General features: G+C 63.4%; 20 protein-coding genes and 1 pseudogene. 5 read left to right on the top strand and 16 right to left on the bottom strand.

Going from position 1 to position 20,239, the window contains the following annotated elements:
• Window positions 1-42: 42 nt before the first annotated feature.
• From Q8Q83_RS03275 to dinG, 11 genes are all read right to left on the bottom strand, one after another.
• Window positions 43-312, bottom strand: a complete 270-nt coding sequence (locus tag Q8Q83_RS03275) for a K+/H+ antiporter subunit F (protein ID WP_305621091.1) — start codon at window positions 310-312, stop codon at window positions 43-45.
• Window positions 297-800, bottom strand: a complete 504-nt coding sequence (locus tag Q8Q83_RS03270) for a Na+/H+ antiporter subunit E (RefSeq protein ID WP_305621089.1) — start codon at window positions 798-800, stop codon at window positions 297-299. Before Q8Q83_RS03270 ends, Q8Q83_RS03275 begins: the two co-directional genes overlap by 16 nt.
• On the bottom strand, window positions 797-2,302 hold the full coding sequence (locus tag Q8Q83_RS03265) for a monovalent cation/H+ antiporter subunit D (RefSeq protein WP_305621087.1): 1,506 nt from the start codon (window positions 2,300-2,302) through the stop codon (window positions 797-799). The genes Q8Q83_RS03270 and Q8Q83_RS03265 overlap by 4 nt, the downstream gene beginning before the upstream one ends.
• Window positions 2,299-2,628, bottom strand: coding sequence for a Na+/H+ antiporter subunit C (locus tag Q8Q83_RS03260; protein ID WP_305621085.1), 330 nt, complete (start codon window positions 2,626-2,628; stop codon window positions 2,299-2,301). Before Q8Q83_RS03260 ends, Q8Q83_RS03265 begins: the two co-directional genes overlap by 4 nt.
• A gap of 1 nt (window position 2,629) precedes the next feature.
• Window positions 2,630-5,422 (bottom strand): monovalent cation/H+ antiporter subunit A, encoded by a 2,793-nt coding sequence (locus Q8Q83_RS03255; protein WP_305621083.1) that lies wholly within the window; start codon window positions 5,420-5,422, stop codon window positions 2,630-2,632.
• Between the two features lie 336 nt (window positions 5,423-5,758).
• Window positions 5,759-6,220, bottom strand: a complete 462-nt coding sequence (locus tag Q8Q83_RS03250) for a glycine zipper domain-containing protein (protein WP_305621082.1) — start codon at window positions 6,218-6,220, stop codon at window positions 5,759-5,761.
• Between the two features lie 138 nt (window positions 6,221-6,358).
• Window positions 6,359-7,006 (bottom strand): pyridoxamine 5'-phosphate oxidase, encoded by a 648-nt coding sequence (pdxH, locus tag Q8Q83_RS03245; RefSeq protein WP_305621080.1) that lies wholly within the window; start codon window positions 7,004-7,006, stop codon window positions 6,359-6,361.
• A 313-nt stretch (window positions 7,007-7,319) separates the two neighbouring features.
• Window positions 7,320-8,141 carry an OmpA family protein gene (locus Q8Q83_RS03240; protein ID WP_305621078.1) on the bottom strand — a complete coding sequence of 274 codons (822 nt, stop codon included), beginning with the start codon at window positions 8,139-8,141 and terminating at the stop codon, window positions 7,320-7,322.
• Between the two features lie 94 nt (window positions 8,142-8,235).
• Window positions 8,236-9,381, bottom strand: a complete 1,146-nt coding sequence (locus Q8Q83_RS03235) for a serine hydrolase domain-containing protein (protein WP_305621077.1) — start codon at window positions 9,379-9,381, stop codon at window positions 8,236-8,238.
• 99 nt (window positions 9,382-9,480) lie between these two features.
• Entirely contained in the window at window positions 9,481-11,691 is a 2,211-nt protein-coding gene (locus Q8Q83_RS03230; protein WP_371132354.1) for a beta-agarase, read from the bottom strand.
• A 166-nt stretch (window positions 11,692-11,857) separates the two neighbouring features.
• Window positions 11,858-14,002: an ATP-dependent DNA helicase DinG gene (dinG, locus tag Q8Q83_RS03225; RefSeq protein WP_305621075.1), complete on the bottom strand. Its 2,145-nt coding sequence runs from the start codon at window positions 14,000-14,002 to the stop codon at window positions 11,858-11,860.
• 110 nt (window positions 14,003-14,112) lie between these two features.
• On the opposite strand from dinG, the gene Q8Q83_RS03220 reads away from it, so the two are divergent.
• Window positions 14,113-14,577, top strand: a complete 465-nt coding sequence (locus Q8Q83_RS03220; protein WP_305621073.1) for a CopD family protein — start codon at window positions 14,113-14,115, stop codon at window positions 14,575-14,577.
• Between the two features lie 52 nt (window positions 14,578-14,629).
• On the opposite strand, the gene Q8Q83_RS03215 is transcribed toward Q8Q83_RS03220, so the two are convergent.
• The 4 genes and pseudogenes from Q8Q83_RS03215 to Q8Q83_RS03200 form a co-directional block, all read right to left on the bottom strand.
• Window positions 14,630-15,388, bottom strand: a complete 759-nt coding sequence (locus Q8Q83_RS03215) for a collagen-like protein (RefSeq protein ID WP_305621071.1) — start codon at window positions 15,386-15,388, stop codon at window positions 14,630-14,632.
• Window positions 15,381-15,692 carry a DUF1145 domain-containing protein gene (locus Q8Q83_RS03210; RefSeq protein WP_305621069.1) on the bottom strand — a complete coding sequence of 104 codons (312 nt, stop codon included), beginning with the start codon at window positions 15,690-15,692 and terminating at the stop codon, window positions 15,381-15,383. Before Q8Q83_RS03210 ends, Q8Q83_RS03215 begins: the two co-directional genes overlap by 8 nt.
• Window positions 15,693-15,951: 259 nt before the next feature.
• Entirely contained in the window at window positions 15,952-16,689 is a 738-nt protein-coding gene (locus Q8Q83_RS03205) for an OmpA family protein (protein ID WP_305621068.1), read from the bottom strand.
• Window positions 16,690-16,813: 124 nt separating this feature from the next.
• Window positions 16,814-17,170 (bottom strand): annotated as a pseudogene (locus Q8Q83_RS03200) (OmpA family protein); the annotation flags it as partial.
• 429 nt (window positions 17,171-17,599) lie between these two features.
• Between Q8Q83_RS03200 and Q8Q83_RS03195 the strand changes: the two are divergent.
• Together Q8Q83_RS03195 and Q8Q83_RS03190 are read left to right on the top strand one after the other, a co-directional pair.
• A complete protein-coding gene (locus Q8Q83_RS03195) occupies window positions 17,600-18,097 on the top strand; it encodes a DUF6231 family protein (protein ID WP_305621066.1) in 498 nt (165 codons plus the stop codon).
• 4 nt (window positions 18,098-18,101) lie between these two features.
• Window positions 18,102-18,593 carry a YchJ family protein gene (locus tag Q8Q83_RS03190; RefSeq protein ID WP_305621065.1) on the top strand — a complete coding sequence of 164 codons (492 nt, stop codon included), beginning with the start codon at window positions 18,102-18,104 and terminating at the stop codon, window positions 18,591-18,593.
• Between the two features lie 26 nt (window positions 18,594-18,619).
• Here Q8Q83_RS03190 and Q8Q83_RS03185 read toward each other — a convergent pair whose 3' ends face one another.
• Window positions 18,620-19,186, bottom strand: coding sequence for a hypothetical protein (locus Q8Q83_RS03185; protein WP_305621063.1), 567 nt, complete (start codon window positions 19,184-19,186; stop codon window positions 18,620-18,622).
• 112 nt (window positions 19,187-19,298) lie between these two features.
• Between Q8Q83_RS03185 and Q8Q83_RS03180 the strand changes: the two genes are divergently transcribed.
• Window positions 19,299-19,796, top strand: coding sequence for an LEA type 2 family protein (locus Q8Q83_RS03180; protein WP_305621061.1), 498 nt, complete (start codon window positions 19,299-19,301; stop codon window positions 19,794-19,796).
• Window positions 19,797-19,802: 6 nt separating this feature from the next.
• Window positions 19,803-20,024 (top strand): SEC-C metal-binding domain-containing protein, encoded by a 222-nt coding sequence (locus tag Q8Q83_RS03175; protein ID WP_305621059.1) that lies wholly within the window; start codon window positions 19,803-19,805, stop codon window positions 20,022-20,024.
• Window positions 20,025-20,239 lie beyond the last annotated feature (215 nt).

Below are 20,239 nucleotides of genomic sequence, written 5' to 3'. Positions count from 1 at the left end.
TAACGCAGCAGGGCCGACGCACAGCAGATCGTAAACTCGTTCTCATTCGATGATGTCGCCGCGCAGCAGGTACTTCGCCACCGCCACCGTGCCGATAAAGCCCATCACCGCGATCAGCAGCGCCGCCTCGAAGTACAGGTCCGAGCCCAGCCAGATGCCGAACAGCACCAGCAAGGCGATGGCGTTGATATACAGAGTGTCCAGCGCCAGGATGCGGTCGGGTAGATCCGGGCCCTTGATCAGCCGCGCCAGGCACAGGATCAGCGCAAGGCCCAGCAGCACCAGGCACAGTGGAATCACGTAGGCGAGCATGGGAATACCTCCAGCAGGGGCGCCTCGTAGCGGCTCTTGATCTCGGCGACCAGGGCGGCCTCATCGGCCACATCCAGGCCGTGCACCAGCAGGGTCTTGCGGTCGTCACTGAGGTCCGCGGAGACGGTGCCCGGGGTCAGGGAAATGATGCTGGCGAGCATGCTCAGGGCCAGTTGGTTGTCCAGCAGCATGGGGATTTCCACGAAGGCCGGGCGCAAGTTGCTGGTCGGGCCAAGGATCAGCTTGGCCACCTGCAGATTGGCCACGACTATGTCGCCGAGCACGCGCAGCAAGAACAGGCCCAGCTTGAGCGGCTTGCGCAACCGCGGCGGGCTGTTGCCGAAGCGCTGAGTGAACAATGGAATCAGCCAGCCGAGCAGCGCGCCCAGCAGCCAATGGCCCAGGCTCGAATCATTTACCAGCAGCAGCCAGACCAGCAGCAGGCACAGGCTGAGCAGGGGTTGGGGCAACCAGCGACGAGCAGTCATGGTGCGGCTCCAGGCTGGATGATCTGTAAGTACGGCTGTAGATCATGCAACTGGCTGGCGGTGGCCTGCACATAACTCAGGATCGGCGCCGCCAAGCCGGTCAGCAGTGGGCTGAGCAGCAGCAAGCCCATACAGGCCAACAACCTTCCACGGTCCAGCTCGGCGCTGTCCAACTGGCTCAGGCCGACCCGCCAGAACAGCGTGCTGCCGGCACGGCTCAAGGCCAGCAGGGTGAGCAGGCCGCCGCCCAGCACCACAGGCCAGAGCAGCAGCGCCTGCAGGCCCGGCTCCAGGGCACGCAGCAGCAGCAACTTGCCGATAAAGCCCGAGAGCGGCGGCAGGCCGGCCACCGCAATGGCGCCGAGAAAGAACAAGGCACCGAGCAGATGCGGGTTCTGCAACGCCGGGCCTTGCACCAACTCGGCCTGCTTGTCGCCGCGCTGGCGGGCGATCAGGTCGGCCAAGAGGAACAGGCCGCCGCCTATCCAGGTGCTGTGGATCAGGTAATACAGGGCCGCCGCCAGGGCCTGTTCGGTGCCTATGGCAATCCCGGCGAGCAAGGTACCCACCGAGACCACCAACAGATAGGCCAGCAGGCCCTGCAGGCTGCTGGCGGCCAGGGCGCCTATCACGCCCAGCACCAGGGTCAGCAAGGCCAGCGGCCACAGCCAGTCATTCGCCATATGGGCCAGGCTGCCGGCGGCGTCGCCGAAGATCAGCGTATAGACCCGCACTATGGAATACAGGCCGACCTTGGTCATGATGGCGAACAGCGCCGCCACCGGCGCACTGGCCGCGGCATAGGCCCTGGGCAACCAGAAATACAGCGGCACAAAGGCGGCCTTGAGGCCGAACACCAGCAACAACAGCAAGCCGGCAGCATGCAGCAGCGGCGCCTGATCCGGGCCGGCGGCCGCCACCTTGCTAGCCATGTCGGCCATATTCAGGGTACCGGTGATGCCATAGAGCACGCCCACCGCCAGCAGGAACAAGGCCGAACCCAGCAGGTTGAGCAGCACATAGTGCAGGCCGGCGCGCACCCGCGCAGCCCCGCCGCCATGCAGCAGCAGCGAGTAGGAGGCGATCAGCAGAATCTCGAAGAATACGAACAGGTTGAACAGGTCGCCGGTGAGAAAAGCGCCGTTGATGCCCATCAACTGGAACTGGAACAGGGCATGGAAACTCGGCCCGCGCCCATCATCACCGCGCACCGCATACAACAGCGCGAAACAGCCGAGCACCGCGGTCAGCACCAGCATCAGCGCACTCAGGCGGTCGAGCAGCAGGATGATGCCGAACGGCGCCCGCCAGTTACCCGCGGCATAGACCTGCAGCACGCCCTGGTCGGCCAGCCAGAGCAAGTAGCAGCTCAAGGGCAGCAGCAACAGCGTGGCGCCCAAGGACAGGCTGCGTTTGAGCCGCAGGCTCAGGCGCGCGCCGAGCAGCAGCAGGCTGCCGGCGAACATCGGCAGCAGGATCGGCAGGATCAAGGCGTGATTCATTGCCCGGGCTCCCGACCGTCGACATGGTCGCTCTGAGTTTCGCCCAGGCTGCGCAGCGCCAGCACCACGACGAAGGCGGTCATGGCGAAGCCGATAACTATGGCGGTCAGCACCAGGGCCTGCGGCAGCGGATCGGCGTAGGCGCCGCCCTGGCCTATCACAGTGACGGCGCCGCTGTGCAATCGGCCCATGGCGAAGAGGAACAGGTTGACCGCATAGGAGATCAGCGTCAGGCCCAGCACCACCGGGAAGGTGCGGGCGCGCAGCAGCAGGTAGACGCCGCTGGCGCTGAGAATGCCGAGGGTGACGGCGAATAGGGCTTCCATCTCAAAGCACCTCCTGTACGGCTTTGGCCTGGGTCAATTTACCCAGGTTGGCGAGCATCAGCAGGGTCGCGCCGACCACCGTCAGATACACGCCCAGGTCAAACAGCATGGCCGTGGCCAGTTCGATCTCGCCGATCAGCGGGATAGGGAAATGGCCGAAGGCCGAAGTCAGGAACGGCCGCTCGAACAGCCAGCTGCCCAGGCCGGTCAACCCAGCGATCAGCACGCCGAGCCCGGCCATGGCCTGGTAATTCAGCGGCAGGCGCGCCTGGGTCCACTGCACGCCGCTGGCGAGGTATTGCAGGATCAGGGCCACGGCGGTGATCAACCCGGCGATAAAGCCGCCCCCCGGCAGGTTGTGCCCGCGCAGGAAGATAAATACCGAGACCAACAACGCCAGCGGCAACAGCACGCGCGACAGGCTGGCGAGAATCAGCGGATGAGGCTCACGGGCCCAACTGCGGCCCTGGGCATCCTGGGTTGGCTGAAACAGGCGCAGGCCCTCGAGCATGGCGCAGATGCCCAGCGCGGCAATCGCCAGCACGCTGATCTCGCCCAGGGTATCGAAGCCGCGAAAGTCCACCAGGATCACGTTGACCACGTTGGTGCCGCCACCGCCAGACAGGCTGTTGGCCAGGAAGAAGGCGGAAATGCTCTGGTAGGGCCGGGTCAGCACGGCAAACACCAGCAGGGCCACCATCACCCCGCTGCCGACGGCCAGGCCAAAGTCGCGCAGGCCGCGCAAACTGCTCGACTCCACCGGGGTCTGCGCCGGCAGAAAGTACAGCGCCAGCATCAGCAGGATGATGGTCACCAGTTCCACCGCCAGCTGGGTCAGGGCCAGATCCGGGGCCGAGTAGCGGGCGAAGGCCAAGGCCACCAGCAGGCCGACCACGCTGAGCATCAACAGGGCGACCAGGCGCTGGCGGTGGAACACCAGGGTCAGCAGCGCCGCCAGGGCCATGATGCCCAGCCCCAGGGCGCTGATGCCGTCGATGGCGGTCAGGGCCACGGAACCTGTGATCTGCGGCAGCGAACCCAGGCCCCAGGTCACCACCACCAGCGCGGAACCGAGCAACAGGGCCAGATAACGCTGCAGCGAAGCGTTTTCCAGCCAACCGGTGATCAGCTGGCAGAGTCTGACCAGCTGCACCACGGCCCGGTCGAACTGCAGCTTGGCATCCAGGCTCGGCAGGCCGGCGTACCAGCGAAACAAGGGCTGACGGCAGCTGTACAGCAGAATGCCGCCGACCAGGGCGATGCCGCTCATCAGCAAGGGCAGGTTGAAACCGTGCCAGATTGCCAGGCTGTAGCTCGGCACCTCGCCGCTCAGGGTGGCCGCAGCGGCCGCCGCCAGCAGAGGCGCCACGGTGTAGCCCGGCAGCATGCCCACCAGCAGGCAGAGGAACACCAGTACCTCCACCGGCACCTTCATATAGCGCGGCGGCTCGTGGGGCGGAAAATGCGGCAGATCGATCGGCTCGCCATTGAAGAACACGTCGTGGATAAAGCGCAGCGAATAGGCCACAGAGAACAGCCCGGCCAGGGTAGCCGCCGCCGGAATCACCCAGTTGAAGCCGCCGAGCAGCTGCTGATCGAGGGTCTCGCCGAAGAACATCTCCTTGCTCAGGAAACCATTGAGCAGCGGCACCCCGGCCATAGCCGAGGCCGCCACCATGGCCAGCAGCGCGGTATGCGGCATGTATTGCCACAGGCCGTTGATGCGCCGCATGTCGCGGCTGCCGGTCTCGTGCTCGATGATCCCGGCGGCCATAAACAGCGAGGCCTTGAAGGTCGCGTGGTTGATGATATGAAACAGCGCCGCCACCGCCGCCAGGCGGCTATCCAGGCCGAACAGCAGGGTGATCAGGCCCAGGTGGCTGATGGTCGAATAGGCCAGCAGGCCCTTGAGGTCATGCTGGAACAGGGCCATGCCGGCCCCAACCAGCAGGGTCGTCAACCCGGTGAGGCTGACCAGGTAGAACCACCAGTCCGAGTCGGCCAGCGCCGGATACAGGCGCGCCAGCAGAAATACCCCGGCCTTGACCATGGTCGCCGAGTGCAGATAGGCCGATACCGGGGTGGGCGCCGCCATCGCGTGGGGCAGCCAGAAGTGGAAGGGAAACTGCGCCGACTTGGTAAATACGCCCAGCAGCACCAGGATCAAGGCCAGCGGGTACAGGCCATGGGCGCGAATGGCGGGGCCGGCGGCCAGCACCTGGGACAGCTCGAAGCTGCCGACTATATGGCCGAGCAGCAGAATCCCGGCAAACAGCGCCAGACCGCCGCCACCGGTCACCGCCAAGGCCATACGTGCGCCTTTGCGTGCATCGCTACGCGCGCCCCAGAAACCGATCAGCAGGAAGGACGACAGACTGGTCAGCTCCCAGAACATCAGCATCAACAGCAGATTTTCCGCGAGCACCACGCCGAGCATGGCTCCCATAAACAGCAGCAGGAAGGCAAAGAAGCGCCCCATAGGCTCGCGCTCCGCCAGGTAGTAGCGGGCGTAGAGAATCACCAGCAAGCCGATTCCGAAAATCAGCAAGGCGAACAGAAAGCCCAAGCCATCCAGGCGCAGGCTGAGGTTCAAGCCCAGCTCCGGCAACCACTCCTGCTGGACCTTGAGCAGCTTGCCGGCGAACACCGCCGACTGCTGCGACAACAACAATGCCAGCGCGATCAGCGGCGCAATGGCGGCCGCCACGGCGCAGGCCGAACGGCCCAGGCGCTCGGCCAGCAGGGGCAGTAAGGCGCCGAGAAAGGGCAAGGCGATAATCAGCGCAAGTGTCATACAAAAATCCCTTATGCGAACTCGGCCAGGCGGCATGGGCGCAGCGGATGGCCCAAGCGGCGTGTTCGCTGTATGGCCGCCGGTCTATGCCTGCGCCAGAAGCCCTAAAAGCATCACTGTGCCAGACAATGGGCAGGCTCACTCAGCCCTGGCCGGCGCGGAACGGTCTGCGATTATCCATATCTATCGGCGTTGCGTCATGGATAGAAATATTACTAAATGCTCTGCATCGAGGCTGGCTGCCTGCAACCGAGGCCAAGCGCGGAAAGTCCGCCGCGGGGAAAAACGGGCAAGAAAAAGCCGGATCAGTCCGCACTGATCCGGCTTGATTAAGACTCAGTGAGCAACGCGACTGGTGCCGTTGACGCTCAGGATACGCACCCGCTCACCCACCCGGAAAATCTGGTTTTCTTCGACCTGCTGCACATAGGCGCGCATGCTGCCGTCATCTTCCAGCACGGTAATTTCCACGCCCTGGGTCCGGGTCAGGCCTTCCTCGGTCATAGCCCCAAGCAGGCCGCCGGCCACCGCGCCTATGACCGCCGCCACCGCACTGCCGCGCCCGCCGCCGACACCACTACCGGCCACACCGCCTATTATCGCGCCGGCACCGGCGCCAATCGGGGTCTTGGTGCCCTCGATCTTCACCGGACGCAGCGTCTCGATGGTGCCCATGCGCACGGTCTGCACGGTACGGGCCTCGTCACGCGAATAGGTATCGCCGGTCAGGCTGGAGGCGCAACCGCCCACCAGAGCCAGCGCCGCGCACGCGGCAATCACTACTAAGGCTTTACGCATGATGGATCCTCCACTTGGCCAGGTGCTCATTAGAGCGCGCACGCGACGCAACTGTCACCCGCCAATATTAAGACAACAGCTTGCCCCGTTTGGCTCACCCTCGACCTGACGCGTCATTGCCTCACCAGCGGCGGATGCTTAGGGCGCCAGGCGCTCGCGCAGCCAGGCGCCCTCCTGCAGGCGATAATTGAGGCGGTCATGCAGACGGCTCGCACGGCCCTGCCAGAACTCGATGCGCTCAGGCAGCAAACGGTAGCCGCCCCAGTGCGGCGGACAATGGGGCGCGCTGTCGAGAAAGCGCTGCTCGGTTTGCGCCAGCAGGCTTTCCAGCTCGCTGCGGCCCTGGATCACCTGGCTCTGCGGCGAAGCCCAGGCCCCCAGGCGACTGCCCAGCGGGCGCACTTGGAAATAGGCATCGCACTCGGCCGCGGTGACCCGCTCCACCCGCCCTTCGATACGCACCTGACGTTCCAGGCTGGGCCAGAAGAAGGTCATGGCGGCAAAGGGATTGGCCGCCAGTTGCTCGCCCTTGGCGCTGTCGTAATTGCTGAAGAAGGTAAAGCCGCGCGCGTCCAAGCCCTTGAGCAACAGCACCCGACAGTGCGGGCGGCCCTCGCCATCGACCGTGGCCAGGGTCATGGCATTGGGTTCGACCGGCAGTTGCTCGGTCTTCAGCGCCTCGGCAAACCATTGCTCGAACAGCGGGAAGGGCAGCAGCGGCGCATGCGCCTCGCTGAGACCATCACGGGTGTAGTCGCGGCGCATGTCAGCCAGGGTTCGAGTCATAGGCAAATCCTCAAGAACAGCCAGGGTCTGTTGACGTTTCGTCGCGGCCGCGCCGGAGCCTGTTTTTGCGCGGGGCCAGGCACGAGGAGCGTGGTTTGGTTATTCCAAATAAGCGACGAGAAACGCAGCAGCGCGCAAAAACAGGCCCGTCCCTTCGGGTTGCGCGGCAAATTGCGCCAGGCGGTGTTGCAGGACTTGGCAAGGGAGCGACCATTGCCGGCGTCCTGCGCCTTGCCTGGCGCAATTTGGCGCAGCAACGCGGCTCGCTGCGAAACGTCAACAGACCCTAGCGCCTAGCTTAACGGCAGCCGCTCTATTTGACTTGATCTGCCGCAACCAGCTGCTTGCTATCCGCCGGTTTGCTGGCCGCCGGCTTACTGGTTACTGGCTTGCTGGTTGCCGACTTGCCGCTAGTCGGCTGGCTTGCCGCCACCTTGCTTTTCGCCTTGCTCTCGACTTTGGCCTTGGCTTTGACCTTGGTGGCTTTATCCACCGCAGGTTTAGCCGTAGCAACAACCGTGACCGGTGCCACGGCCGGCTTGCTGTACTTGGCGAGCAAGGCATTCAGGGTGTCTTGGGAGGTCAGCAGGATTTCCACACGACGGTTCAGCGCGCGGCCTGCGGCACTGTCATTGGCGGCGCGCGGCATGTCCGAACCCAGCCCCTTGACCATCAGACGACTCTGCTTGAGGCCACTCAAGCGGAAAATCGAGGTAAAGGCCCGGGCGCGCTGATGGCTCAACTCACGGTTGAGCGCATCCTCGCCACTGCTGTCGGCGTGGCCCAGCACCAGTACGCCGATCTTCTCGTCCTTTTCCAGCAACTTGGCCATACGGCTGAGGGGCCCCAGGATCGCCGGCAACATCATCTGCGGGCGATCCGGATTGAATGAGCGCTGCACCGGCGCGGTGACCACCAACAGGTTCTCGCGGCGCTCCAGCTCGAAGGGACTGCCCTTGATCGCCTCGCGCACGCGCGGCTCGTAATCGTCCAGCCAGGCCTGGGTGACGGCTGGCGCCGGCATGGCCGCCACCGCTTTGGGGGCAGGCTTAGCGGCCTTGTCGACTTTGTCGAAGGCGCTGCAACCGCTGATCAGCACACACAGGGCGAAGGCGAGAGATTTGTTGGCAAGCATCAGTTATCCACATCTTGATGAGCAAAAAAGAGCGGTCCATGCCCTGCTCAAGCAGCAGGCCACGCCAGGTTGCACAGAAGTTTAGCCGAGCCGGCTACAAACAATCAGCCAACAGATGCGCAAGTTTCTGCGCACGGGGGTCCATCAAGACGAACGGTCCTAAATTGTTGGTGACAAAGCCAAAAGCGACATCCCGCTCGGGGTCGGCAAAGCCGATGGAACCGCCGGCGCCCGGGTGACCGAAGGCCCGCGGGCCCATGCCATAGGTGGCGTTGGCCACCTCCGGCTGGTCGAGCATGCAGCCCAAACCGAAGCGGGTGCGGGTCAGCAGGGTCTTGTCCTCACCCACGGCGTGCTCGCGGGTGAGTTCATCGAGCAGCTCGCTCTCCAGCAAGCGACCGTCCAGCAGACCGCTGTAGAAACCCGCCAGGCTGCGCGCATTGCCGTGGCCATTCGCCGCCGGCTGCTGCATACGCCGCCACTCGGGCTTGTTGGTGCTGGTCATGATCGAGGGCGGGTTGGTGAAGGCCCGCGTGCTCATGGCGGTGGGCTCGCTCATCATGGTCTTGAGCAAGCGCTGGGCCGCGGCGTCGCCGAGGTTGCCCTTGCCGCGGGAGATGGTCGCCACCCGCCCGAACTCCTGATCGGCCAGGCCGACATGGAAATCCAGACCCAGGGGCTTGGCGGTGCGCGCGACTATGGACTCGCCCGGGCCGCGGCCTTCTACCCGGCGCAGCACTTCGCCGACCAGCCAGCCGAAGGTGATGGGCGCATAACCATGGCCCTCGCCGAGCGGCCACCAGGGCTGTTCGGCTGCCAGCGCGCGGGTCATCGCCTGCCAGTCATACAAGGCTTCGGCCGGCAGCAACTCGCGCACGGCCGGCAGCCCGGCCCGGTGGCTGAGCAGATGGCGCAGGGTGATTTTTTCCTTGCCGGCGGCGGCGAACTCCGGCCAGTAACGGGCGACCGGGGCATCCAGCTCGAGCTTGCCCTCGCCGACCAGTTGCAAGACGGTGACCGCGGTAAAGGTCTTGGTGCAGGAGAACAGGTTGAGGATGGTGTCGCTGTGCCAGGCCTGCTGGCCATCCTTGTCGGCACTGCCGGCCCACAGGTCCACCACTGTCTCGCCGCCGATCTGCACGCAGAGCGCCATGCCGCGCTCTTGCGGATCCTCGAACAAGGCGGCGAAGCCGTCCCTCAGCGCCTCGAACTTGAGATCGAAATAACCCTGTATCTGCACCGCCCCGCTCCTCTATTCAATGGCTGCGCGGATTGTTCCAGCTCTGCCGCCCGCTGTGAACCGTGCGCAAGCTGGACCAGCCACCCGGCGACCCCTCCATCACGGCGTAGCAGGCGCCGGCGCGGCAGCCACTTCTGGCTTGAGCAGGGCCTTGACCACCCCCTGGTTGGCCTTGCGCACCGCCTTGACGAAGCCATCCCAGGGCCGATCGGTGATGCCGACCAGGCCCAGGTGGCCGTTCTCGCCATCGAGCAGACGCCCGGTGGCCGGTTGGTCGAGGTACTGGAACCAGTGCACGCCGACTATCTGCGGCTCTTCCAGGGCCTTGGCCAGGAAGTGCGCATAGGCCGGGCCGCGCTCCTCTTCCTTGTAGACCTCGGCGACACCGCCCCAGAAGGGACCGCGATCCCGCGAGCCGAAGTGGAATTCGCTGACCAGCAGCGGTTTATCCAGCGCGCGCAGCGCCGCGAAGTCGTAGCCCTGCTGCGGCTCGCGGGTATAGAAATTGAAACTCAGCAGATCACAGAACTCGGCGCAGGCCTCCACCGCCTCGGGGATGCTGCTGGCAAAGCGGCCGCCCAACAGCAGGTGGTTCGGCGCATGCCACTCCAGGGAATCGGCGATGGTCTTGAAATAGGTGCTGGCGTACAGGCGCAGGAAGGCCTGCATATCCTTTTCGATGGCCGGGAACTCTGCGCTGGGCAGCGGCGCCTGGAAACCCGGGTCTTCCATCAGCTCCCAGGCTGCCAGCTGGATGCCCCAGGCCCGGGACAGGCCATTGTGGTTGCGGTACTTGTCGCGCAGCTGCTTGAGAAAGGCGCGTTTGGCCGGCACATCGGTGGTCAGGCGCAAGGTGGCGTAAGCCAGGGCGTAGCGCCCGTGCGGATCATCTGCCGCGCCGGCCCAGGCCAGCTCGTTGTCGGCGAAGTAGCCGAGCAACCAGGGGTTGTCGCGGTGATCGCGCGAGGCGATAGCCACCGCCCGTTCGGTGGCCATGGCAAAGCGTGGGTCGAACGGGTCGGGCATGCCGCCCCACCAATCGACGCCGGTGCTGATGGTGGCGTAATCGCCATGGATCACCAGCGGAATGCTGTAAGGCAGGCGCGCGTCCTTGAGGAAAGCCGGATCGCTCCAGTTGCCCAGGGTATTGAAACCCCAGGCCTGCAGACGGTCCTGGCTGTGGCTGAGCCAGCGTGCCGGGTCGGCTGAGCCGTAACTGCGCTCCAGGTTGGCCGCGTAGAAGTCGAACCAACGGCCCTTGGCGAAGGCCCGGCCTTTGTTCGCCCCGGTGTCGCTGCGACTGTCCGCGCTACCGGAATGCTTGGCCAGCGCCTCACCTTCTTTGGGCAAGGCCGTGAACATCGTTTCGCGGCCTTCGACATAGGTGGCGCTTTGCTCGGCGGTTACCGCATTGACCCCGAGGGAATAGAAGGGATTGCCCTCAGGCGTCACCAGGAACCAGCGGCCATCGCGTTTCTCCGTGCGGAAGAAGCCCGTGGCATCGAAGTGCTGCCCGCCGAGCCAGCCGCCGTACTGATCCTGCGGCGCACGCTCGGCCAACCAGGCCGGCAGTTGTTTCTGCTCCTGCAGGGCGGCCTGTTGCAGCTGCTGGTCGTTCTTGACCTTGCCGGGCCAATCCCCACGAGTGAACTGGCCGTAGCCATCGACTATGCCCTGGTAGGCGGCCGCCCGCTCTGCGCCGCTGCTGACCGCGAAGTGGCTGATCAGAATGCTCTGCGCCGCTTTCGGTTTGGGCAGCGACAGGGTCACAGCTATGACCCGGGCCGGGTCCAACTCGCCCAGCACGGTGTCGGCCACCAGCAGGCGCTGGCCATTGTGATTCCACGGCATGGGCACGCCCGCGCGCATGCCCTGATCACGCGGCGAGCTGGCCTGCAAGGGCACCAGCAGGGTCTGCGCCGGGCCGGCGGGCAAGGCGATGCGGCTCTTCAGGCTTTTACCGTCGGCACTGTCAATCTGCACATCGAGGGTCAGCGCCCAGTCCATGGCGTTCTGCAGGCGCAGGCTCAGCACCGCCTGCTTGGACCAATCCCAACTGCCGCTTTGCGGGGTAAGACGCAGGCTCGGCTGTTCGGCCGGGTTGAAGGTCACCCGGCGCAGCACTTCGCCTGACGCCGTGGGTTCGGCGATGCGACTCGGTAGCGCCGCATCCTTGGTCGTCACTTGCACCGCATCTATGGGACGCACGAAGTTGAACAGCTCGACCTTATCGCCAGCCGTAACGGCCGCGGAAAAGCTCAACAGTGCCGACAACAGAATGCGCGCTTGCAGCCTGGCGTTAACCTTCACGAACCACACTCCCCCATCTACCAGATTGATCCTGCGCCCTTGGACGGGATCGCCCAGAGCCACAACAATTTTCCATCACCTAGCGGCGGACCCGGTCTGAACGCTGTTCAGACGCTTGCAGCCGCGCCAGGCTTCAGTCATACCACTCGGCAAGCCCAGCAGAGACTCAGCTGATCTCACGGCGAAACGGCGGCAAGGCATTGAGAATAGCCTTGCCATAACGCTGGGTGACCACCCGCCGGTCCAACAGGGTAATGATGCCGCGATCCTCTTCGGTGCGCAGCAAACGCCCGCAAGCCTGCACCAGACGCAGCGAGGCATCCGGCACGGCGATTTCCATAAAGGGATTGCCGCCGCGCGCCTCGATCCACTCGGCCAGGGCCGCTTCCACCGGGTCATCCGGCACGGCGAAGGGAATCTTGGCGATCACCACGTGTTCGCAGTAGGCACCGGGCAGGTCCACGCCCTCGGCGAAGCTGGCCAGGCCGAACAGCACGCTCTCCTCGCCACTGTCGACCCGCGCCTTGTGCTTGTTCAGGGTTTCCTGCTTGGACAAATTACCCTGGATAAACACCCGTTTGCGCCAATCGCGCTCCAGGCCGTCGAAGACGTCCTGCATCTGCTTGCGCGAAGAAAACAGCACCAGGGTGCCGCGCGAACCCTGCACCAGGCCGGGCAAGTCACGAATGATCGCCGCGGTATGGGCCACCGCATCGCGCGGATCGGCCTTGAGGTCCGGCACCCGCAGCACGCCGGCATCGGCATGGTGGAAGGGACTGGGTACCACGGTGGTGACCGCCACTTTCGGCAGGCCGGCACGCATCCGGTAGCGGTCGAAGGTGCCCAGCGCGGTCAGGGTCGCCGAGGTCACCAGGGCGCCATAGGCGACATTCCACAGATTACGCCGCAGGGTTTCCGCGGCCAGGATAGGGCTGGCGTTGACCTCGATATCGAACAGCGCGCCGCTTTCCGCCAGAGTCAGCCAACGCGCCATAGGCGGGCTGTCTTCCGGGTCTTCGGCGGTAAAGGCCAGCCATAGCTCCCAGCTGCCCTGGGCGCGCGCCAGCAGGCTGCCGAACAGCGGGTACCACTCCTCGGCCTGGTGGCTGGCGATGCCGATGGTGGCTTCGCCGTCCATGGCTTCCTTGAGCTGCTCGGTGACGCCGGTGAACAGGTCGGTGAGTTTGCTGAAGCCTTTCTTCAACTCGATGCCCAGCTCGCGCAGATGCTCCGGCACCAGGCCGCCGACGAAGCGATGGCGCGGGCGCTCGCGGCCCTGCATGTCTTCACCGGGCTTGAACTCGGCCAGCTGCTCGCAGGCGGCGAACATAAACTGCTGCTGGGTCTTGATCTCCCGCGCCAGCTCCGGCACCTGCTCGATCAGGCGCCCCAGATCGCCGGGCAGCGGATGCTGAGCCAGCAGCTTGGTCAGGTTCTTGGCGGTCTGTTCCAGCCAGTCGGCGGTCGAGCGCAGCCGGGTGAAATGAGCGAAATGGCCGATGGCCTTGTCCGGCAGATGGTGGCCTTCATCGAACACATAGAGGGTGTCGCGCGGATCCGGCAGCACGGCGCCGCCACCCAAGGCCAGGTCGGCCAGGACCATATCGTGGTTGGTGACTATCACATCGACCTTGCCCATGCCCTCGCGGGCCTTGTAGAAGGCGCACTGCTGGAAATTCGGGCAATGGCGGTTGGTGCACTGGCTATGGTCGGTGGTCAGTTGCGACCAACGGCTGTCTTCTAATTCCTCGGGCCAGCTGTCGCGGTCGCCGTCCCACTTATTGCCGGCGAGTTTCTCGATCATGGCGGTAAACAGCTTCTGGCTCTGCTCATCCACGTCGATCTTGAAGCCTTCTTCCTCGAACAGCTGCGCGGTGGTGCTCTGCGCCTGACCTTCCTGCAACAGCAGATCGAGCTTGGACAGGCACAGGTAGCGGCCACGGCCTTTGGCCAGGGCGAAACTGAAGTTCAGCCCGCTATTGCGCAGCAGATCCGGCAGATCCTTGTGCACGATCTGCTCTTGCAGCGCCACGGTCGCGGTGGCGATCACCAGACGCTTGCCGGCCGCCTTGGCCGTAGGAATCGCCGCCAGGCTGTAGGCCACGGTCTTGCCGGTACCGGTGCCGGCCTCGACCGCCACCACCGCCGGCTCGCCATCGCGCCGGCCTTCCTCGTCGGTGTTGATGGCGCCGAGCACTTTGGCGATTTCGGCGATCATCAAACGCTGGCCATAGCGCGGCTTCAGCGACTTGGCTTCGAGGAAACGGGAGTAAGCGCCCTGGATCTGGGACTTGAGTTCGGTACTGAGCATGGGATCTAGGCGCGAAGAAACTGGATAAATTTTCAGTGTTTGCAAACGGCCGCTATCATAGCGCGCTAAATGATCCGGCGCAGAACCGCTTTATAAATAGGAGTACCCGCATGACCCCTTACGCCTTGACCTATGCCCTGCACGTACTGGCCGCCCTTGTCTGGGTCGGCGGCATGTTCTTCGCCTGGATGATTCTGCGCCCTGCCGCGGTCAGTGCCCTGGAGGCTCCGGCGCGACTGAAGCTATGGCTCGAAGTCTTCCCGCGTTTCTTCTACTGGGTGTGGGCCGCGGTGCTAGTGCTGCCTATTACCGGAGTGGCCATGCTGCACCTGCGCTTTGCCGGCTTCGACAGCGCGCCGCGCTACGTGCACATCATGATGGGCTTGTATATCGCCATGCTCGCGCTGTTTCTGCGGGTGCAGGCGCTATTGTTGCCGGAGTTGCGCCGCGCCGTGGCGGCCGAGGATTGGCCCAGCGGCGGCGCCGTACTGGGGCGCATTCGGCGCCTGGTGGGGAGCAACCTGCTGCTGGGCTTGCTGCTGGTCGGGATTGCCGCCACCCGCCCTTCGTTTTAACGCATACAGGCCTGGCGCTGGGCGGCTCCAGGTCTGTTAACTAGATCGCCAGTTAGAAGCGCACCAGATCGACCGCCCCCGCCGGTCCCTGCGCACCCGGCTTGCCAGACTGACCGGGCCGACCATCGCCAGCCCCCTGCGTGCTGTACAACCAGCATCCCTTGCTCAGGCCCTGACCGCCATTGCCCGCCTTGCCAGCCGGACCGCCGGCGCCACCCTCGAGACGCAGCTGCAGCGCCTGCTCGGGGAAATCCGTCGGCAGCTCCAGGCGCACCTGAGCCCCCGCCGCACCGGCCTGACCGTCCCCACCATCCTGTCCATCATGACCGCGTTCGGCTTGGCCCCAGGTGCAACCCCCGGCCTGCCCGTCGGCACCGTCCAGCCCGGCATAGCCCGAAGCCCCTGCGCCACCGCGGGCATCGACCAGCAAGCTCTCGGTGACCAGCGCCTGCAGGCGAATGCTCAAGGTACGTCCCGGCGATGCCGGCTGTTGCAGCGAGCCCTGGGCACCGCGCGCACTGATCTGCGCACCGCTGGCGATCTCCCCCTGTGCCACCTCCAGGCGCAACGCCTGTTCGGCAGGGGCTATGGCTATGCGCGCGTCGCGCCCCAGGCGCAGCTCAGTCACCCGCAGCTCGGTCAAGCCAGGAGGAATCAGCAAGGTGCCATGGTCGGCAATGTCCAAACGCTCGAGCAGCAGCACGCTGCTATTGCTCGGTAAGCGCATAAAGCTGTGGGACTCGACTTCGATCACCGCCTGCGCCAACACCGCGGGACTGAAAAGGGCTGCCAGCAGAATCAAACTACGCATTTTCAGCCTCCAGCTGCGGCTCTTCCTGGCCCGGCTCGGCAGACTGCGCCTGGAGACCGGGCAACGCGAGCAGATGGAAAATACCGAACAGCAGGACTTGCGCACGTTCCTGGCCTGGTTTCCGAGCACCGGCCAGCTGCTTATTGAACACCCACAGCTCCAGGCCGTGAATCAGCAGGGCCAGGGCTCCGGTGATATAGAGCAAGAGGGCGAAGGGTTGTGCGAAGGGTTGCAGCAGGTTGGCCAGCACCACACCCCAGAAAAATGCAGCCAGCACTTTGCCCAAAATCAAAAATTTCTTCATGGATGCCCCAGCCAATTTTATTTTGAGGCACCTTAACCGCTTTGGGAGCATGCGGCCAGCAGGCCGGCAAAAAGCGCCAGGACTTGCCGCCCAGGCCATACAAAGAGCCGCTTACAACAGCGAACTAGCGGCCAAGCTCTTAACGCCGCGCCCGCACTGCAAGCGGATGTAATAAGGCCGTTATCCACCAACAGCAGATAACGGCCCTAGTCTTCTCTCGCTGTTTGTTTCAGCGATCCAACATTTCACCACTTTAAGTTTAAGGTTGCGCTTCGACTTCCGCCTCTACCCGACGGTTTACCGCGCGACCTTCGTCAGTGCTGTTGTCCTCGACCGGCTGCGACTCACCGTAACCCACCGAGGAAACCCGGCTGCTGTCGATACCATGCTGGTTGACCAGCACATCGCGCACGGCATTGGCACGGCGTTCGGACAAGCCTTGGTTATAGGCATCGGTACCGACAGAGTCGGTGTGCCCTTCAACTGTCGTAGTGGTCTGCGGGTACTGCTTCATAAAGTCGGCCAGGCTCTGGATATCGCCTTGACTGTCTTCTTTGACCACGGATTTGTCGAAGTCAAACTTCACGTCCAACTCGACACGTACCGGCTCTACTACTTCAACAGGCGCAGGTTCCGGCTCCGCAGGGCTGTCCGCATATTCCTTCAGCGGACAGCCATTGTGGTGCACCGGGGTATTGGCGGGGGTGTCGGGGCAACGATCACGCCGATCGAACACGCCATCGTCGTCTTCATCGCCATCCTGGGCATAACAAATAAGGGTACCGATGACCGCGCCGGCTACCGCACCGCCTGTTGCCCAGGCGGAACTTTCGATTGAGCCCAGACCAGCACCGGCCAGACCACCAATCGCAGTACAAATGGGCCAGTTCCCTTGGTTAAGCGGCGCATCTCCCGTACTGGAAGTCGTGACGCAACCGGAAAGAACACTGCTGACCAAGAGAATGGGGGCTACCCCAGTTAGGAATCTAGCTCTCATGGTAGAAATCTCCCGTTATACCGGCTGCTGCCGGTCTCCTAGGAGTAAAGACCCAGCATTCAAGCCGTACAAGCCAGACCCTGCAGGTCTGGCTTGTTTCCACTGATACGCCTTAAACAAGCAGTTAAGGACGCGCTTCTACTTCGGCTTCTACACGGCGGTTAATTGCACGACCAGCCGAGGTTGCGTTGTCTGCAACCGGACGCGACTCGCCGTAACCCACCGCATTGACGCGATCGCCACCTACGCCGTACTGGTTGACCAGCACATCACGCACGGCATTGGCGCGGCGCTCGGACAGGCCCTGGTTGTAAGCATCGGTACCCACCGAGTCGGTATGGCCTTCAACCACAGTTGTGGTTTGTGGGTACTGGCTCATAAAGTCGGCCAGATTCTTGATATCGCCATAACTTTCCGGCTTGACCTGAGACTTGTCGAAATCGAACTTCACATCCAACTCAACCCGCACCGCTTCTGCTACAGGCTCGGCAACAGGTTGTTCGACCACTTCTTCTTCAACCACGGCCACCTGCTCATCGCTGGCACCATGCACCCAGCAATAGGCCGCTGCCATGCCCGCACCCACCACGGCGCCACCCGCCGCCCAGGTTGAACTTTCAATGGCACCCAGTGCCGCACCACCTACACCACCCACTGCCGCACAGGTTGGCCAGTCAGTTTTCTGCAACCCGGCACAACCGGTCAAAAAACTGCTCGCGAGAATCAGGGGAACTGCCTTCCTCATAATGCTCATATATACCTCTCCTATTGGTAAGTCGGCCTAAAACCGATACCTAAGCAGTAAAGACGCCAGTTTGCGAATGCGCCAGAGAATAGGCCCAGACAACAGTTGCACTAGGCCTTAGAGCGACGGCACGTTAGTCTTTGGCAATCTGAGCGAGAACTTTCCATGCCTGAAACTCTGTCACCCCGTACTCCGCAGCAAGCCCTAGCCGCTTTATTGGCGCGCTACGCCCCACAGCGCCTGCTCTTGGTGGGCGCCGGTGCACTGCCCGCCGTAGAAGCCTTCCAAGCCGCCCACCCGGACTGCCAGATCGCCCATGCAGCGGCAGGGGCCTTGCCTGCGGAGCTGGCGGCGCAACGCTTTGACCTGGCCCTGATAGTCGACTGCCTCGAACACCTGCCCAAACGCGCCGGCCTGGAACTGCTGGGTGGCATTCGCAACTTGAACGCCAGTCGCCTCGCCGTACTGGTCGACCTGCAGGCAAGTGCCTGGCAAGAAACCGACTTCTTCGCCCTGGCACTGCAAGTCAGCGAACGCTTTCAGCGCGACGAACAGACGCTCAACCTGTTCACCTACGACCTGCTCGACTACAAGCAAGTACCGGACTGGCTCAACGCAAAATTTTGGGCCAATCCGGAAAACTTCGGCAAATACTGGTGGTGAAGCCATGAGCACGGCGTTGTGCCCCTGCACCAGCGGCAAGTTGTTGGATCAATGTTGCGGCCAGTATCACCAAGGTGCGCGCGCCCCCAGTGCCGAAGCCCTGATGCGCTCACGCTACAGCGCCTATGCGCTGGGATTGATCGACTATCTAGTGACAACCACCCTGCCCGCCCAACAAGCCGGACTGGATCGCCAGGCCATCGCGGCCTGGAGCCTGAGCAGTACTTGGTTGGGGCTCAAGGTGGAAAGCGCCGAAGTATTCAGCGCTCAACCCGAGCATGCCTGGGTCACCTTCACCGCACGCTGGCGCGACGACAGTGGCGAACATAGCCATCGCGAATGCTCGGCTTTCGTGGAAAACCAAGGTGACTGGTACTTTATCGATCCCACCGTTGAGCTCAAGACTGGGCGCAACGACCCCTGCCCCTGTGCCAGCGGGCAGAAATTCAAGAAGTGCTGTGCACAGTTTTTCGCAGCGCAGCGGAGCAATTCATAAGGCCCAGCCCCCTGTGAGTGCTCGCGCTATTCCTGCAACTTCAAGTGGGAGATATCGGGCGGAGGTCCAGCCGGGACCTTTTTCACTTCGCCCATATCGCTGCCGGTCGGAGCCAGGCTGAACTGCGACAAATCGAGTGCCGGCGCCTGTGGCTCGGGCTTGTCGTCCTGCAAGTCGTCACCCAAGGGGGCGATGCCGAAATCTGGCGCATCCACCTCAGCGAAAGCCGCCATATATTCATCCCGCGGGGCCACCTGCAAACGTCCGACCGCCTGCTCGGCAGACGCCACCGGGACAGCAGTTGCAGCCGGCGCGGCAACCTGCGGCGGCGGTGCCAACTCGATCTCCTCGACTTCCTGCTGTAGCTCCAGGTCGACCACTTCAACCAAGGCGCCGGCACGCTCGAGAGTAGCGCGATACTTCTCCGCCCCTGCCTCGTCCAGATTGCTCTTGATCACGATGCGCCGCCCGGAAAACAACAAGGCCAGGCGCTGCTCATCGGCCTGAAACAACTTGGCCAGATTGGCTTTCACCGACTCCAACTGAGCACCCGGCACTAACTGCGCGCTAAAGGCGATTTCGTAACGAGCCATGGTCACACTCCTGTCCTAATCCTTGTTCAGTATGGCGCAGGTTTTTTTACCGTCACAACTGATGGCAGCCAAGCACTTGCTTGTTACACTGACGCGTCATTCGGAGTATGCAATGTTCTATCAGGCGCAAACGATAAGAATTCTTAGCCTATCGATTTTTTTTGGCCTCATTTCAGGCCTTGCCGGTTGTTCCTCTTGGATCTCAGGCGACTTCAAGGACCCCGAGGTCCGCTTGGTCAAAGTCGACGTAGTGCGGGCCAAGCTGCTCGAGCAGCACTTCACCCTGCGCTTTCGCATCGACAACCCCAATAACGTCAGCCTGCCGGTGCGCGGGCTGGAGTACGTGGTGCACCTCAACCAGGTAAAACTGGCCGAAGGCGAGTCCGATGTCTGGTTCACCGTCCCGGCGCGCGGCCACCACAGCTTTGACGTTCCGGTGCGTACCAACCTCTGGCGGCACTTGCGGCAAATCGTCAAAGCCCTGGAAAAACCTGACAAACCCATCCCTTATCGGCTACAGGGCAAGGTAAAAACCGGCTTGATGTTCGGACGAAGCGTGCACATGTCGCGCAATGGCGAGATAATTCCCGGTAAATTTATCCCGGAGTAACCGCACATGACTCAGCAAGAACACGTCCACGGCCCAGACTGCAATCACGATCACGATCACGGTCATGCTCACGACCATAGCCACGCCCATGAGCAGGGTCATGTGCATGGCCCGAACTGCGGTCACGCTCACCAGGAACCGGTGCGCAACGCCCTGAAAGACGTCGGCCGCAATGACCCCTGCCCCTGCGGCAGCCAGAAAAAATTCAAGAAATGCCACGGCGCATAAGCCTCTATATAAGAAGCAGCCCGGCTCTGTGCCTGCTGGCTAGCGCTGGTTGGCTATGAGTCGCGCTAGCGGGGATCGTCAGATTCTCGCCGGCAGCCTGCTCTAAAGGTCACCGCTCAGCGAGCTGGGGCTGCAGCACAAAACTGCAGCTCTCGCCGCCGTACACTGATTACCCGACTAAGCCGCTGCCACCATGCAAAAGCGCCTGCTGCCCA

This window comes from Pseudomonas sp., assembly GCF_030696055.1.
In the GTDB taxonomy this organism is placed as follows: Bacteria; Pseudomonadota; Gammaproteobacteria; order Pseudomonadales; family Pseudomonadaceae; genus Aquipseudomonas.
This window is presented reverse-complemented; position numbering and strand designations above follow the sequence as displayed.